Annotated in this window: 17 protein-coding genes and 2 tRNA genes; 10 read left to right on the top strand and 9 right to left on the bottom strand. The window is 45.3% G+C overall.

What is annotated here, in order from left to right; all coding sequences use genetic code 11:
• The first annotated feature begins 110 nt into the window (after nucleotides 1-110).
• Complete coding sequence (locus MSG33_RS17520) at nucleotides 111-533, top strand: hypothetical protein (RefSeq protein ID WP_048626110.1); 423 nt, start codon at nucleotides 111-113, stop codon at nucleotides 531-533.
• Between the two features lie 317 nt (nucleotides 534-850).
• Here MSG33_RS17520 and MSG33_RS17515 read toward each other — a convergent pair.
• Nucleotides 851-927 (bottom strand) — tRNA-Pro (locus tag MSG33_RS17515).
• A 260-nt stretch (nucleotides 928-1,187) separates the two neighbouring features.
• Between MSG33_RS17515 and MSG33_RS17510 the strand changes: the two genes are divergently transcribed.
• The 3 genes from MSG33_RS17510 to rluF all read left to right on the top strand — a co-directional run bounded on the left by MSG33_RS17510 (nucleotide 1,188) and on the right by rluF (nucleotide 3,295).
• Nucleotides 1,188-1,328 (top strand): DUF3149 domain-containing protein, encoded by a 141-nt coding sequence (locus MSG33_RS17510; RefSeq protein WP_005382236.1) that lies wholly within the window; start codon nucleotides 1,188-1,190, stop codon nucleotides 1,326-1,328.
• 132 nt (nucleotides 1,329-1,460) lie between these two features.
• The gene (smrA, locus tag MSG33_RS17505; RefSeq protein WP_005393162.1) at nucleotides 1,461-2,042 is read left to right on the top strand and encodes a DNA endonuclease SmrA; all 582 of its coding nucleotides are present in this window, start codon (nucleotides 1,461-1,463) and stop codon (nucleotides 2,040-2,042) included.
• Between the two features lie 95 nt (nucleotides 2,043-2,137).
• Entirely contained in the window at nucleotides 2,138-3,295 is a 1,158-nt protein-coding gene (rluF, locus tag MSG33_RS17500; protein WP_054868252.1) for a 23S rRNA pseudouridine(2604) synthase RluF, read from the top strand.
• A 65-nt stretch (nucleotides 3,296-3,360) separates the two neighbouring features.
• Here the strand turns inward: rluF and ybaK are convergent, their stop codons facing one another.
• The 8 genes from ybaK to hemA all read right to left on the bottom strand — a co-directional run bounded on the left by ybaK (nucleotide 3,361) and on the right by hemA (nucleotide 11,148).
• A complete protein-coding gene (ybaK, locus tag MSG33_RS17495; protein WP_005382231.1) occupies nucleotides 3,361-3,834 on the bottom strand; it encodes a Cys-tRNA(Pro) deacylase in 474 nt (157 codons plus the stop codon).
• Between the two features lie 102 nt (nucleotides 3,835-3,936).
• Nucleotides 3,937-5,619: a bifunctional UDP-sugar hydrolase/5'-nucleotidase UshA gene (gene ushA / locus MSG33_RS17490; RefSeq protein WP_182037320.1), complete on the bottom strand. Its 1,683-nt coding sequence runs from the start codon at nucleotides 5,617-5,619 to the stop codon at nucleotides 3,937-3,939.
• Between the two features lie 151 nt (nucleotides 5,620-5,770).
• Nucleotides 5,771-6,622: a 3-deoxy-8-phosphooctulonate synthase gene (gene kdsA, locus MSG33_RS17485; RefSeq protein ID WP_005384095.1), complete on the bottom strand. Its 852-nt coding sequence runs from the start codon at nucleotides 6,620-6,622 to the stop codon at nucleotides 5,771-5,773.
• A 53-nt stretch (nucleotides 6,623-6,675) separates the two neighbouring features.
• Nucleotides 6,676-7,485, bottom strand: a complete 810-nt coding sequence (locus MSG33_RS17480; protein ID WP_005384098.1) for a SirB1 family protein — start codon at nucleotides 7,483-7,485, stop codon at nucleotides 6,676-6,678.
• A gap of 6 nt (nucleotides 7,486-7,491) precedes the next feature.
• Nucleotides 7,492-7,875 (bottom strand): SirB2 family protein, encoded by a 384-nt coding sequence (locus MSG33_RS17475; protein WP_005382225.1) that lies wholly within the window; start codon nucleotides 7,873-7,875, stop codon nucleotides 7,492-7,494.
• A 40-nt stretch (nucleotides 7,876-7,915) separates the two neighbouring features.
• Complete coding sequence (prmC, locus tag MSG33_RS17470) at nucleotides 7,916-8,770, bottom strand: peptide chain release factor N(5)-glutamine methyltransferase (protein ID WP_182037319.1); 855 nt, start codon at nucleotides 8,768-8,770, stop codon at nucleotides 7,916-7,918.
• Between the two features lie 3 nt (nucleotides 8,771-8,773).
• Nucleotides 8,774-9,862, bottom strand: a complete 1,089-nt coding sequence (prfA, locus tag MSG33_RS17465; protein WP_248381592.1) for a peptide chain release factor 1 — start codon at nucleotides 9,860-9,862, stop codon at nucleotides 8,774-8,776.
• 29 nt (nucleotides 9,863-9,891) lie between these two features.
• Nucleotides 9,892-11,148 carry a glutamyl-tRNA reductase gene (gene hemA / locus MSG33_RS17460; protein ID WP_005384104.1) on the bottom strand — a complete coding sequence of 419 codons (1,257 nt, stop codon included), beginning with the start codon at nucleotides 11,146-11,148 and terminating at the stop codon, nucleotides 9,892-9,894.
• A gap of 161 nt (nucleotides 11,149-11,309) precedes the next feature.
• On the opposite strand from hemA, the gene lolB reads away from it, so the two are divergent.
• From lolB to MSG33_RS17430, 6 genes are all read left to right on the top strand, one after another.
• Nucleotides 11,310-11,921, top strand: coding sequence for a lipoprotein insertase outer membrane protein LolB (lolB, locus tag MSG33_RS17455; protein WP_248381591.1), 612 nt, complete (start codon nucleotides 11,310-11,312; stop codon nucleotides 11,919-11,921).
• Nucleotides 11,918-12,790 (top strand): 4-(cytidine 5'-diphospho)-2-C-methyl-D-erythritol kinase, encoded by an 873-nt coding sequence (ispE, locus tag MSG33_RS17450; protein ID WP_046874292.1) that lies wholly within the window; start codon nucleotides 11,918-11,920, stop codon nucleotides 12,788-12,790. Before lolB ends, ispE begins: the two co-directional genes overlap by 4 nt.
• 27 nt (nucleotides 12,791-12,817) lie before the next feature.
• Nucleotides 12,818-13,762 carry a ribose-phosphate pyrophosphokinase gene (locus tag MSG33_RS17445; RefSeq protein WP_005393176.1) on the top strand — a complete coding sequence of 315 codons (945 nt, stop codon included), beginning with the start codon at nucleotides 12,818-12,820 and terminating at the stop codon, nucleotides 13,760-13,762.
• 151 nt (nucleotides 13,763-13,913) lie between these two features.
• Nucleotides 13,914-14,504: an aminoacyl-tRNA hydrolase gene (gene pth, locus MSG33_RS17440; RefSeq protein ID WP_005384112.1), complete on the top strand. Its 591-nt coding sequence runs from the start codon at nucleotides 13,914-13,916 to the stop codon at nucleotides 14,502-14,504.
• A gap of 10 nt (nucleotides 14,505-14,514) precedes the next feature.
• Nucleotides 14,515-15,606, top strand: coding sequence for a redox-regulated ATPase YchF (ychF, locus tag MSG33_RS17435; protein ID WP_005393178.1), 1,092 nt, complete (start codon nucleotides 14,515-14,517; stop codon nucleotides 15,604-15,606).
• A 284-nt stretch (nucleotides 15,607-15,890) separates the two neighbouring features.
• A tRNA-Met gene (locus MSG33_RS17430) sits at nucleotides 15,891-15,967 on the top strand.
• Nucleotides 15,968-16,083 lie beyond the last annotated feature (116 nt).

The raw sequence follows: 16,083 nt of genomic DNA, 5'->3' as shown, positions 1-16,083 counted from the left end.
GCCAGCCTCATCAATGATGAATAGCAAGGCATCACGCTAACACGATCACTGACAATGGTTTACTCCTCTGCTAAAACGACTCTAACCTATGTGGATACATAATAACTCATATGAAATTTAAAGCTTTATTCCTATGCGTGAGCAGTATGATGCTCACTTCATCGCTTGCTTATGCTAAACCGTCATGTAACGTAGAAAATTTTCAAGCTATTGATATAACCCCGGAAGCAAAAGGCGGGGTATTAGATAAAGAGAGTGGCCAGTTTCTTATTACCGAAAAACCAATGATGCGTTGTGCGAACATCACTTTTTCCACTAACCATACCCGAAATCGCGTCGCACATATGATGAATCAAGGCTTTGAAGCTGTTTACTTTGATGGAAGCTCGAGCAAATCTCACTCTGTCACGTTTGATGAAGACGAACTAAAAGCAGGTTACATCAAAGTTGGTCCAAACCATCCAAAGACCGCTTATGTTTGCTTCACAACTTCTGAAACTCCTATCAGCACTATCTCGTGTGACATCAAGTAATAAATTTACTCGATCTAAAAAATGAAAAGGCCCTACATCTCTGTAGAGCCTTCCTCTCAATACGTGTCGGTGAAGTTCCATATTCTAACGTCAGGTGAACCCATTTGGTTCGATACTATCAAAGTCAAATTTGCTATCGCTGAAACGACAAAAGCCTGCTCAATGAGCAGGCTTTCTAAAAGTGGTCGGTGAAGTAGGGATTCGACTGGACTGGCATTCCATCGGACTGGCGCACCAGCCCCCACCCCGCAGGTCCCAAACAAATATCACTAAAAACGAAAAAGGCTCTACATTTCTGTAGAGCCTTTTTCTCAATATGGTCGGTGAAGAGGGATTCGAACCCCCGACCCTCTGGTCCCAAACCAGATGCGCTACCAAACTGCGCTATTCACCGAGATGTTTAACTGAGGACTTGTCCCCGTCAACGAATGCGTATATTACGGATTCTGAACTATGACGCAAGTGCTTTTTACAAAAAAACCTTAGGTCTTAATTCGTTTGATGAATAACTGAACACTAGCACGTAAAATGTGACTGATAACTCACAACAAAATACAGTTTATTAACCTTAGCAACATAATTGATCCAGATCAGTGTGCAACAAGGCACTGCCATTTAGTTTTATGCCTGTCGGGAACATCTTGGAGGAAACGTATGGACTTTTGGCTTGATCTCCTATTTGGTAATGCGGTGGGTCTATCGTCAATGATAGTAATCTTTGGGGCAATTGGTCTGATGTTATTTTACGGCGGTTTCTTCATATACAAGATCATGAACGACAAATCTCCTCACTAGATCTCGCTTAGCTCTAGAAACGCTTTGCACCGGAGTCGGTTACTTGCCTACTCCGGTTTTTTATTTGATCTCAATGCACCACTCATTGATATAATCCTATTATTCCTCCCTGTTCTTAATGAGATTACTACTATGTCTCACGATGACGATTTTGATCTGTTCCAACAGATGATGGGCGATGTAAAGCCGATCACTCAAGACACCGCCGAACACAAAAAAGTACACCAAGTAACCGAAGCGCAGCTCGCCAAGAGAGAAGCGGCAATCTGGCTAACAGAAGATGACCCAGAATACCTGTCACTTGATCACGCAGAAATGCTGAAACCAGAGGACTTTGTTGAGTTTAAACGTGATGGCGTACAAGACGGGGTTTACCGCAAGCTTCGTCTTGGCAAATATCCAATCCAAGCACGCCTAGATCTGCATCGTAAAACATTGAAAGAAGCTCGTGATGAAGTCGTAAAGTTTTTAAAACAGTGCCTATCAATGGACATACGAACGGTCGTTATTGTCCACGGCCGAGGAGAACGCTCAAATCCACCAGCACTAATGAAAAGCTTTGTTAGCAGCTGGCTACAACAAATCAGGGAAGTTCAGTGCGTGCATAGTGCGCAACGCTTTCACGGTGGAACCGGAGCCGTTTACGTTCTACTTAGAAAAAGTGCGGAAAAGAAATTAGAAACTCGCGAACGTCACCAAAAACGGTTGGGCTAAATTTCACCCTAATGCTAGAATGCCCGCCCTTATTCTTCCTTCCCTTTCACGGGAAGGAAACTTCATTCGCCGTTGTGAAACGTTAGGAGACAAAAATGTCACAAGACAACGCTAAACGATTAAATAAATTCATCAGTGAAACTGGCTTTTGTTCACGCCGTGAGGCAGACAGACTAATTGAACAAGGTCGTGTCACCATTAATGGAAACAAGCCTGAAATGGGTACAAAAGTGCTACCTGGTGATGATGTTTGTGTGGATGGTAAGCCAGTTGCAGCAAAAGAGAAGCCGATTTATATCGCTCTCAATAAACCAACAGGCATCACCTGTACAACAGAACGAGATGTACCTGGAAACATCGTTGATTTTATCGGTCACAAAAAACGTATCTTTCCGATCGGCCGCTTGGATAAACCCTCTGATGGTCTGATTTTTTTGACCAACGATGGCGACATCGTTAACAAAATCCTCCGTGCTGGCAACAGCCACGAAAAAGAGTACGTTGTGCGCGTGGACAAACCGATTACAGGTGAGTTTCTCAAACAGATGTCGAGCGGCGTTAAGATTCTCGATACCGTCACTCTACCTTGTAAGATAACGAAAGAGACTAAGTTCTCTTTCCGTATTGTGCTCACTCAAGGACTTAACCGCCAAATCCGTCGTATGTGTGAAGCACTAGGTTACGAAGTCTTTAAGCTTCGTCGTGTTCGAATCATGAATATCTCTCTTGACGGTATTCCGAACGGAAAATGGCGTTACTTAACTGACGATGAAGTCGCTGAGATTCTTGCTATGTGCGATGGTTCGGTGGGTACAGAAGAGGCATCAAAAACAGACTCTAGAGGTCGTAATATTCGTAAAGCGACCGACGCAAAGCTGTTTGATAGCCGTGAAGAAAACCAAGATTCTACTGCTCGTCGTAACCAGAAGACACGAACTTTCCGTGGTAACAATGCTGATGAATTCCGTCACGCACCAAACTCGAAAAAAGGCCAACAAAAGCGTCGTCAGCGTGATGATGAAGGCGGACGTCCAGCTAAAGAACATTACAAAGCGAAACCACAAGGTGAACGTAGCAGACCGCAAGGCGAGCATGGAAAATCGCACCGTAAACCAGATGCATCGAGCAATACGCACTCAGCAAACAAGCCTCAATCACCGAGTAAGCCTAAGCAGCATTACATGAACCCAAATGCCACGAAGCCAAGCAAACCAGCTAAACGCACCGGTGGTACATTGAGTCTGAAGAAGTAACGCTTCACTAACAGGCAAGATCAAAAAAAGGACGCTCATGAGCGTCCTTTTTATTTGTCATGAGTTTACAAACAAAGAGGTGCAAACTGACCGCGAGTTAAGCTCAGCAAATCTCTCGGGGCTAACTCGATTTCTAAACCACGTTTACCTGCACTCACACAGATGGTGTCTTGCTCTGCTGCGCTTTCGTGCAAAAAAGTAGGTAAAGCTTTCTTCTGCCCCAGTGGGCTAATCCCACCAACAACATAACCTGTGGTCTTTTGCGCGATTTCCGGATCAGCCATATCGGCCTTTTTGCCCTTCGCTGCTTTCGCTGCCAGTTTTAGGTTCAGCTTTTGATCAACAGGGATAATCGCAACCGCAAGGTTCTTTGGCTCGCCGTTCAAGCAGAACAGCAAGGTTTTAAATACTGTTTTCGGATCCTGCCCCAGTACTTCAGCAGCCTCCAAGCCATAACTATCGGCTCTAGGGTCGTGCTCATACTGATGAATCGTGTGTGGAATTTTTTTCTTTTTCGCAAGATTAATGGCCGGAGTCATCAAGATTCTCCTCATAAAAACAAAAAGCGCAGATTGAATCGGCTCTGCGCTTTTAGTTAATGATATCAGCGAGTTTGAGTCAATCGCTTTTTCTCTGTTGGGTTACTGATCAATCGCCGTATCAACTAAATACGTGATTTCACCTGAAGGGGCATACTCATTAACATCAATAGGGCTATGTGTTTCTAAATAATCCTTCAAAACCTCAGCATCGGTAAAACCTGTATTTACATACCCTGGATGATCGTCGATTTTAGGGTAACCATCACCACCAGCGGCATTATAGCTTGGTACGGTAAAGCGGTAATTACCATCTAAGCGAAGTTGTTTATTCCCAATGAACACATTGGTTACCTCACCATTATTGATACTCATCGCAATACCCGCAAACTGCGCGTAAGCTCCAGAGTCGACAGGCTTAGTTGCAACGACATTTAGGTAATCCAATACTTCTTTGCCCGTCATATCAACGTAAGAGACCATATTGCCAAATGGCTGAACAGTCAGCACATCTTTGTAGGTAATGTCACCTGCTGCAATCGAATCACGAACGCCGCCAGAATTCATTACGGCGAAATCTGCTTTTGCACGTTCCATATGAGCCGTTGCAATCAATCGACCTAAGTTAGTTTGCTGGTAACGCACCACATTGCGGTCACCCTCAAGCTTACCGTTAGATTCTGCAATCTTCACGTTTAGCTTGCCCTGACCTTTTTCTTGATAAGGACGAAGAAACTCAAGCATCGCTTCGTCTTGTTCAATCTCTTCTTGGATCAAAACTCGTTGCGACTGACCATCAACTTTAATTTTCTTTTTCAAGTTTACTGGGATCAGATCGTAGCTCACCATCGAGAGTTCACCATTACGAAACTCGTAATCGGCGCGTCCCACATATTTCCCCCACTCATGTGCCTGAACAATATAAGCACCATTTTGTTGATCAGGCTGACATTCATCACCCGGTTGAAAGCTCTTTTTGATGACGTTTGGACCTTCCATGCAAACCGGCTCTTGTGAGTGACCACCAACAATCATATCCAGATCACCTTCATTCAAATAACGAGCTAACGCTACATCACCAGGTGCATTGATGCCTCTATTGCCATTCTCATAGTGTCCCATATGTGTGACAGCAAAAATAAGGTCTGGGTACTCCGTTTCTTTCAGCTCAGCAATTAGGTTCTTGGCTTCTTCTTTTGGGTCACGGAAGTCAATTTGTTCAATGAATTCAGGGTTGCCAAGTTTCGCTGTATCTTCGGTTGTAAGACCAATTACTGCAATCTTAATACCCTGTTTTTTAAACATCGCGTACGGTTGGAATAGGCGCTTGCCAGTATTTTTATCGTAAATATTGGCAGACAACATCGGAAAACTTGCCCACTCTTGCTGCTTGAAAAGCACATCCAATGGATTATCAAACTCATGATTACCTAGCGCCATCGCATCGTAACCAATTTTGCTCATGCCTTTAAAATCTGGCTCCGCATCTTGTAAATCAGACTCAGGTACTCCAGTGTTGATGTCACCACCAGAAAGCAGTAATACACTGCCCCCCTCTGCTTGTATTTCTTCACGCAAATCATCTATTAACGTTTTACGTGCTGCCATACCGTACTCGCCGTATCGATTTTGCCAAAAACGACCGTGATGATCGTTAGTGTGTAGCACGGTCAATTTATAGGTTGTATCGGCATTCCATTCTGGTGCAGGTTGCGTAGCACACCCAGCTAACGAGGCCAAAATAGCGGCACTCAACGCAGTTTTAATAATCAGACGCTGCTTCATTTATTTACCTTTTTTCTTATTGGGAGTCACTGATGCACATTCCCAGCGGCCTAGAGCCTTTACAGCAAGAAGCTGAGAATGATGCGCCATCTGATAAAAAAATAGCCAACACGAGGTTGGCTATTGCATTTGATCACCAGTCATCTGGCGTTTACTTGATATCGATATCTGCAAAGCTCTTGATCAGATCATCAAGAGATTTCATTTGCGCTAGGAACGGTTCTAACTTGTCTAGCGGCAGTGCAGATGGGCCATCACAGCGTGCTTGGTCTGGGTTTGGATGCGCCTCGATAAATAGACCTGCGATGCCTGTTGCTAGACCCGCTTTCGCAAGTTCAACTGTCTGCTCACGACGACCGCCAGACGCCGCACCTGACGGGTCACGCATCTGTAGTGAGTGCGTTACGTCAAAGATGATTGGGCTGCCTTTCGATGCATTTTTCATCACACCAAAGCCAAGCATGTCTACGACTAGGTTATCGTAACCGTGGCAAGAGCCGCGCTCACATAGGATGATCTTGTCGTTACCGCATTCCGCGAACTTCTCAACGATGTTACCCACTTGACCTGGGCTCATAAATTGAGGTTTCTTCACGTTGATAACCGCACCTGTTTTGGCCATAGCTTCAACAAGGTCAGTTTGACGAGCTAGGAATGCAGGAAGCTGAATAACGTCTACCACGTCAGCGACAGGTTGAGCTTGCGCTTCAGTGTGAACGTCAGTGATGATCTTCACACCAAATGTGTCTTTTAGCTCTTGGAAGATTTTCATACCTTCTTCAAGGCCTGGGCCACGGTATGAATGAACAGAACTGCGGTTTGCTTTGTCAAACGACGCCTTAAATACGTAAGGAATGCCAAGTTTTTCCGTTACTTTTACGTAGTGCTCACAGATCTGCATCGCAAGATCACGAGACTCAAGAACGTTCATGCCTGCAAATAGGGTGAATGGCTTGTCGTTAGCAACCTGAATGTCGCCGATATTAACGATTTTCTGTTCCATTTTGATTCTCTTTTTCTGTCCACGACACGCCACAGTTCGGCACATCGATAAAATTAGTGAAGTGTGACGTGCGTTTCACTCATCACATTAACTTGTGATTTTAGTAGCTCAGAAGCCGGATCGTCAGGGCATTGGTCAATAAAGTACTGAAAATCTGACACCGCCACTTGAGGGCACTCTAGCTGTTGGAAGATAAAACCACGATCACGAATCTCGTATGGGTCATCTGGCACAAAGGTTAACGCAAGGTTCGTACAACGCAACGCCAGCGTGTAGTGCTCTTCACGTAACATCGCACTTTTGATCAACGCTAACCAGCGACCAATAATGGTTGGATTGTCAGCTTCTTCAAAGTGTTCTGGCTTTAACTGAGCCAACGGTCCTTCTTGCCCAATAAGCCAAGCTTGGAGAATTCTTTCCCCCACATACTCACCATTAAATGGGTTAATGTAGTCTGGCTTTTTATGCATCCAATCGACTTTTAGCAGAAACTGAGTAGGGAAAGTGACTCCCTTCAACGGGAAACCCAGCTTTTTGCCTAGATATAATAAAATCGAACCTAAACTAACCGGAATACCTTTTCGGCGCTCCAACACTTTATCGATAAAGCTGTTGTCCGAAATAAAGTATTCCTGCTCGTCGCCTTTGAATCCCCACTCATGGAAAAACAGTCGTAGGAATGCATCAAATCGTTGCTCTTCATCGGTTTCATGAACAAGCGTGGCTTCTGCATCTTTGTAAAGACGCTCTAACTCTTGTTTCGCCCAATGTACTTTGGTTTCTGGGTTAATCGCTTTGTTTAGCTCAAGCGCACCTTCCACCAACGGTATATTGTCAAAATCTTCGTCAAAAAACTCTAACATGACGTCTTATCCAAATAACGTAGGGCTCTTAGACACAGCAATGTTTGCAGCCATGACCAACCAACCTAATGCGCCGAAAAAGCCAAATATCTTCAGTAGGTTGTTTTTCGCAAGCTTCAACGAGAAGAAACCGAGTGCAATGTACGCCAGTACGCAGGTGATTTTGTTTGTTAACCACGGTGCGGCATCAGTAAACGGGATGAAACCAGTAATGAAAATAAGCGCGATACCTGACACTAGCAATGCAGTATCAACGATGTGGGGAAACACTTTCAAAAAGCGATTATTTCGCTTCGGTGAGTTCATCATCATTAACACGAATCGGATCGATAATAGTGTCGCGCTGAGCGCAATCGTCACTAAGTGTATGTGTTTTAGAGCTACGTACATTTTTCTTCTCTTTTTAGTTAGTGTTTGCTGACTTCCGTGATTAACAGGCAAAACAACCGAGCGTTACTCGATCGTTACCGCCGTAATCTTTTTCCGTGGCAACTTGTTGGTAACCAAAACCACGCATTATCTCACGTACGGCATCACCCTGATCATAACCATGTTCGAATGCCAGCCAACCGCCCACTTCAAGATACTGACGAGCAAGATCCGAGATATGGCGGATATCGGCTAAACCATTCTCCTTAGCAACTAATGCAGATTTTGGCTCAAAGCGCACATCACCTTGGGATAAATGTGGATCTTTTTCATCAATATACGGCGGGTTGGAGACAATTAAAGCAAACTTCGTACCCTCTGCAATAGGCTCGAACCAACTGCCTTGAGCAAAGGTCACATTTTTGATGTTTAGCTGCTCAGCATTGTACTCTGCAAGTGCTTTCGCTTCTTGCTTGAGATCTACGCCCATCACTTGACGTTTTGGCATTTCAGATGCGAGTGCGATAGCAATTGCCCCCGTCCCCGTTCCAAGATCTAAAATAGGTCCTGTTTGCTCATAGGTCTTATCGAGTGCAACTTCGACCAAACGTTCTGTATCCGGTCTTGGGATCAAGGTGGAGGGAGAAACTTTGAACGGTAGAGACCAAAACTCTCGCTCACCAATAATATAAGCGACGGGTTCACCAGCTAAACGTCGTTCAAGTAGAGCGTCGAATTTTGCTTGTTGCTCTGCTTCTAATGTTTTTTCTGGCCAGGTCAGTAGATAAGTTCGTGGTTTGCCAAGGACATGGCAGAGGAGTACAGCTGCATCGAGAGAAGGCGACTCTTTGCCGCCTTCTGCCAGTTTCGCCGTCGCACTTTTCAGTGCTTGCTCAATTGATTGAACTTGGCTCATCGATTAGCCGTTCTCTGCGAGCGCCGCAAGTTGGTCTGCTTGGTGCTCTTGAATCACAGGATCAATCAAGCTCTGCAGGTCACCTTCCATCACTTCGTTCAAACGGTAGATGGTCAGGTTGATGCGGTGATCAGACACACGACCTTGTGGGTAGTTGTAGGTACGAATACGGTCACTACGGTCACCAGAACCTAGAAGGTTACGACGTGTATCAGACACTTCTGCAGCACGACGCTCTTCTTCCGCTTGAACGATACGAGCAGCAAGAACCGCCATCGCTTTCGCTTTGTTCTTGTGCTGTGAACGCTCGTCCTGACACTCTACTACCGTACCCGTTGGTAAGTGGGTAATACGGATTGCAGAATCCGTGGTGTTAACGTGCTGACCACCCGCGCCAGATGCACGGAACGTATCGATTTTCAGGTCTGCTGCTTTGATTTCTGGCAGATCCGCTTCTGGGATTTCCGCCATCACCGCTACGGTACATGCAGAAGTATGCACACGGCCTTGGGATTCAGTTGCAGGAACACGTTGCACACGGTGACCGCCAGACTCAAACTTCAGTACGCCGTACGCACCATCGCCGCTCACTTTTGCGATCATCTCTTTGTAACCACCGTGTTCAGCTTCGTTTGAAGACATCACCTCGATGCGCCAGCCACGCTTTTCTGCGTACTTGCTGTACATACGGAATAAGTCACCCGCGAAAATACCCGCTTCGTCGCCACCCGCACCTGCGCGAATTTCTAGGAAACAGTTACGATCATCGTTCGGATCTTTTGGCAAAAGAAGAATCTGTAGCTCATCAGTAAGACGCTCAATAGTCGCTTTCGCTTCTTTGATTTCTTCTTGCGCCATTTCACGCATTTCTTCGTCGTCTTCGTTTGCCATCTCTTCAGCGGCGACAAGATCGTCTTGCGCTTGTTGATAAGCTTGGAAGCACTTGGTTACTTCTTCTAGCTGAGAGTACTCTCTTGATAGAGCACGGAATTTGTCCTGATCTCCAATAACATCAGGATCACCAAGAAGATGTTGAACTTCTTCGTAACGTTCTACTAGCGTTTCTAGCTTAGTCAGAATAGAGGCTTTCATAGTGTCGTTTTCTTAATAAAAAGCGTGAGTTATAGATCATCCAAGCCGAGTGTCTGGCGGATAATCGTTAATTTTGCTGGTTCGCCTTGCTCTGCCGCACTTTGCAGTGCGCGAGTTGGGGCGTGAATCAGTTTGTTGGTGAGTTTATTACTCAGCTCGCGCAGCACTTTCTCTGGATCTGCGCCCGCCGCTAAAGATTGCAAACTTTTGCTTAGTAACTCTTCACGAATTTCGTTGGCTGATTTGCGATAGTCGCGAATACTATCGACGGCTTGCAGTGAACGCAACCACGTCATAAACGCAGCGCTTTCTTCACTAACAATCGCTTCGGCTTGAATCGCTTCGACTTTACGCTGCTCAATGTTGCTGTCGATGATAGATTGCAAGTCATCAACCGAATACAAATATGCGTCGTTCAGTTCACCGACTTCCGACTCTACATCTCGCGGCACCGCAATATCGACTAACAAGATAGGTTGATGTCGGCGCTGCTTCAGAGCCGTTTCGACCATACCTTTGCCAATAATAGGCAATGGGCTCGCCGTTGAGCTAATCACGATATCCGCTTTCGCCAAATGTTCAGGAATTTCGTTCAAACTGATCACTTCTGCGCCAAATTGATCCGCTAAGCCTTGCGCACGCTCTTTAGTGCGGTTCGCGACAATCATTTTTGTGCAGCCGTTGGATGCTAAATGCTTTGCGACCAGTTCAATCGTCTCTCCCGCACCAACCAAAAGCACGGTTGAATCAGATAACGACTCAAAAATATGTTTTGCCAATGTACATGCGGCATAAGCCACGGACACAGCATTACCGCCGATATCTGTTTCTGTTCTCACACGCTTGGCGACTGAGAACGTCTTTTGAAACAGTTTATCAATTGAAGCATCGACGGCTTGATGATCTCGCGAGTCAGAAAATGCTTGCTTTACCTGCCCCAAAATTTGAGGCTCACCCAACACCAGAGAATCTAGCCCGCATGATACGCGCATCAAATGCTTAATTGCGGCTTGTTCTTCATGCACATACAAACTCGGCATTAAATCTTCGCGGCTCACTTGATGAAATTGAGCAAGCCAATCGATCAACTTGTTTCGCGCTCCTTGCTTAACATCGCAGTACAACTCAGTTCGGTTACAGGTTGAAACAATCACACTGCCGTTAACCGCTTCGTGCTCTCTAAGTTGCTCGAGTGCAGGGCCGAGTTTATCCGGACCAAACGCCACCTTCTCTCGCAAGTCGACAGACGCTGTATTGTGATTGATTCCAATAGCAAGCAAGGACATCTAACGTGGTATCTCTGGGATAGGTTATAAAATAGGTCCAGAATTTTACTGTAAGCACGCATTTATTGAAAGGGTAAGCCGGATTTGTTTTCCTAACTGCGACTTTTCAATGCTATAGTTGTGAGCGATTCCCGACGAAACTGATTAATAAGCCATCAAACATGACGTTACGCTCCTTTATTCTTTTTTTCTTGTCGAGCTTACTGCTCGCTGGTTGTTCCTCCGTTCCTGAAAGTGTTACCAGCGTTGAATGGCAAGCTCATGAGCAACGACTCGAGACCATCCAAGATTTTCAAGCAACGGGAAAACTTGGTTATATTGGCCCAGACCAAAGACAAAATTTAAATTTCTACTGGAAACATTCTTCAGCACTAAGCCAGTTGCGTTTAACTACGATTCTCGGACAAACGGCATTAAAGCTCACCATCACCCCACAAGGTGCCACAGTAGAAACTTACGACGATCAGGTCCTTTCCTCTCGCAGTGCAAACCAGCTAATTTACCGTCTTACGGGGTTAATGATGCCCGTTGAACACATGCCTGACTGGCTATTAGGCCTACCGACCGATGCCGACAAATTCCAATTGTCCCCAACCAATACACTGCAAGCGTTAAACAAACAAATTGGTTTAAATGATTGGCGTATTGCTTATCAACGGTATGGCGATGTTCAATGGCATGAGCAGTCTCTACCACTGCCAAATAAGCTGAGACTCACCACTGCTGACGTCAAAATAAATCTAGTGATCACAAAATGGAACATCACCCAATGATCGAACTTTCAACCCGCTGGCCATCACCAGCGAAATTGAATCTCTTTCTATACATCAACGGTCGCACAGAAAATGGCTACCACGAGTTACAAACCTTATTCCAATTCGTCGATCACGGCGATGAGCTCACCATTCAAGCAAACCATTCTGGTGATATTACGATTTCTCCAGATATAGAAGGTGTGCCTCTTCAAGACAATTTAATTTGGAAAGCAGCAACCGCACTTCAAGCATACTCAGAGTGCCCTTTTGGCGCACATATTGAGCTACAGAAAGTGCTACCTATGGGTGGGGGCATTGGTGGGGGCTCATCGAACGCGGCTACAGCATTAGTGGCACTGAACTACTTATGGCAACTGAATCTAACTGACGATGAACTGGCTGAAATTGGTTTAAAACTGGGCGCAGACGTGCCCGTGTTTGTGCGCGGATTTGCAGCTTTTGCTGAAGGTGTTGGCGAGAAACTCTCCCCCGCTTATCCCGAAGAAAAGTGGTATTTAGTCGTCAGACCGAATGTTTCTATCGCAACCGTCGACGTTTTTTGTCATCCAGATCTAACGCGAAACACCCCAAAACGAGATCTAGAAACACTTTTAAATACACCAAGCGTAAACGATTGCGAAAAAATTGTACGAATGCTCTACCCAGAGGTTGATAAGCAACTTTCTTGGCTGCTACAATACGCGCCGTCAAGATTGACGGGGACAGGATCTTGCGTTTTTGCTGAATTTTCGAGCAAATCTGAAGCAGAAACTATCCTTGCACAACTCTCTGATAAAGTCTCGGCATTTGTCGCTCAAGGGCGCAATATTTCGCCATTAAAAGAGACTTTGGCTGAATACCAATCAGCCTCACACCGACCTATTTAAACTGGACGCAAACCCGAGGTTTCCACCGTGCCTGATATGAAGCTATTTGCTGGTAACGCAACACCTGAACTAGCCCAACGTATTGCTGATCGTCTTTACATCTCTCTTGGTGATGCATCTGTTTCTCGCTTTTCTGATGGCGAAGTTGCAGTTCAAATCAATGAGAATGTTCGTGGTAGCGATGTTTTCATCATTCAATCCACTTGTGCACCGACTAACGACAACCTAATGGAATTGGTTGTTATGATTGATGCAATGCGCCGTGCTTCAGCAGGCCGTATCACTGCAGTTATCCCTTACTTCGGCTACGCTCGCCAAGACCGTCGTGTACGTTCTGCGCGTGTGCCAATTACTGCAAAAGTTGTTGCTGATTTCCTATCTAACGTTGGTGTTGACCGCGTTCTAACTATCGACCTACACGCAGAGCAAATTCAAGGCTTCTTCGATGTACCTGTAGACAACATCTTCGGCACGCCAGTGCTACTTGAAGATATGCAGGCTCGCGGTCTAGATAACCCTGTTGTGGTATCTCCTGACCTAGGTGGCGTTGTTCGTGCTCGCGCAACAGCAAAAGCACTAGGCGACATCGACATCGCAATCGTAGATAAGCGTCGTCCACGTGCAAACGTTTCTGAAGTAATGAACCTAATCGGTGATGTTGAAGGTCGTGACTGTGTGATCGTTGATGACATGATCGACACAGGTGGCACACTATGTAAAGCAGCTGAAGCACTAAAAGAGCGCGGTGCTAAGCGTGTATTCGCTTACGCTACTCACGCTGTATTCTCAGGCAACGCTGCGGACAACATCAAGAACTCAGTTCTTGACCAAGTTATCGTAACTGACTCTATCTCTCTATCTAAAGAGATGGCTGCAACAGGCAAAGTGACAACACTAAGCCTATCTCGCATGCTAGCTGAAGCGATTCGTCGTATCAGTAACGAAGAGTCAATCTCTGCAATGTTCAACTAATCCGAACATTTCAGTTACACTGATTTCAAAAGCACCCCTCTTTGGGGTGTTTTTTTATTTGTACTGATAACCAGAAAATCCCTTGGTCGCCCACTGCGAGAATTCTGTGCTATCATACTGCGCTTTTTGAGATTCCAGAGAGATCCTAACCTTGAGTCAACAAATCAAACTTCTTGTTGGTCTTGCTAATCCAGGACCAGAATACGCCAGAACTCGTCACAATGCGGGCGCTTGGGTTGTAGAAGAATTAGCACGCGTTCACAACGTTACACTGAAGAACGAACCAAAGTTTTTTGGTCTAACAGGACGCATTATGGTCAATGGCCAGGATCTCCGTTTGCTTATCCCAACCACCTTCATGAATCTATCAGGTAAATCGATCGCAGCGCTTGCGAAATTTTATCAAATTAAACCTGAAGAGATCATGGTTGCTCATGACGAGCTAGACTTACCGCCAGGTGTCGCTAAGTTTAAAAAAGGTGGGGGTCACGGTGGACACAACGGTCTGCGTGACACCATTAGCAAACTGGGCAATAACAAAGATTTTTATCGTCTTCGCATTGGCATTGGTCATCCGGGACACAAAGATAAAGTGGCGGGTTTTGTATTAGGTAAAGCGCCAGCTAAAGAGCAAGAGCTTTTAGATGCAGCAGCTGATGAGGCTGTTCGTTGTCTAGATATCCTGATTAAGGATGGCCTATCTAAAGCACAAAATCGCCTCCACACGTTCAAAGCTGAATAAGGTTACTATCATGGGTTTTAAATGTGGCATCGTTGGTCTACCTAACGTAGGTAAATCAACTCTGTTCAACGCACTAACTAAAGCGGGTATCGAAGCAGCAAACTTCCCGTTCTGTACCATTGAACCAAACACTGGTGTGGTTCCTGTGCCAGATCTACGTCTAGACGCACTAGCTAAGATCGTTAACCCGCAGAGAGTTCTTCCAACGACGATGGAGTTCGTGGACATCGCTGGTCTTGTTGCTGGTGCATCACGTGGTGAAGGTTTAGGTAACAAATTCCTAGCTAACATCCGTGAAACAGACGCGATTGGCCACGTTGTACGTTGTTTTGAAAACGAAAACATTGTTCATGTTTCAGGTAAAGTTTCACCTATCGAAGATATCGAAGTGATCAACCTTGAACTTGCAATGGCTGACCTTGATTCTTGTGAGCGCGCGATTCAACGTAACGCGAAGAAGGCAAAAGGCGGCGATAAAGACGCAAAATTTGAACTAACCGTACTAGAAAAACTGTTACCAGTACTAACTGAAGGCGGCATGGCGCGCACAGTTGAGCTATCTAAAGAAGAGTTAGCAGCAATCGGCTACCTAAACTTCCTTACACTGAAGCCAACTATGTACATTGCAAACGTAAACGAAGATGGTTTCGAAAATAACCCATATCTAGATGCGGTTCGCGAGTTCGCAGAAAAAGAAAACAACGTCGTTGTACCTGTATGTGCAGCTATCGAATCTGAACTATCTGAACTAGAAGATGAAGATCGCGAAGAATTCCTAGCGGATATGGGGATCGAAGAACCGGGGCTGAACCGTGTAATTCGCTCTGGTTACGAGCTACTGACTCTTCACACCTACTTCACGGCAGGTGTTAAAGAAGTACGTGCGTGGACAATCCCTGTTGGTGCAACTGCGCCTCAGGCTGCAGGTAAGATCCACACTGACTTCGAGAAAGGCTTTATTCGTGCAGAAGTAGTCGGTTACGACGATTTCATCCAATTCAATGGTGAAAATGGCGCAAAAGACGCAGGTAAATGGCGTCTAGAAGGTAAAGACTACATCGTAAAAGATGGTGATGTTGTACACTTCCGCTTCAATGTTTAATTAAATGAATGAATTTTAAACACTTCATTTACACTAAAAGCCAGCTGCTAAGCTGGCTTTTTTAATACCTTAAGTAAATGAGCAAAAATAAATTACCTAACTACGAGCTAATTTATTTCCAGTTTTAGATCATAAACACGCCTCTTTGTTTAAAAAGGAAGCGAACGAGGTTTTTTCCGAAATTTATTAAAAAAAACTGTTGACGGATCTCACTCAACTTCGCATAATGCGCGCCGTTCCCAACGACAAGGCAACGAAGCGTTGAGAGCAAAAAATATGGTTTTGGCTACGTAGCTCAGCTGGTTAGAGCACATCACTCATAATGATGGGGTCACAGGTTCGAATCCCGTCGTAGCCACCATTCCTAAGTGTTCTTTTTATCAGAGCAATTAGGAATAGATGCGGAAGTGGCGGAATTGGTAGACGCACCAGATTTAGGTTCTGGCGCCGCAAGGTGTGAGAGTTCAAGTCTCTCCT

It is taken from the genome of Vibrio sp. 1CM7H (assembly GCF_023161645.1).
GTDB classification, from domain to species: Bacteria; Pseudomonadota; Gammaproteobacteria; order Enterobacterales; family Vibrionaceae; genus Vibrio; species Vibrio diabolicus.
This window is presented reverse-complemented; position numbering and strand designations above follow the sequence as displayed.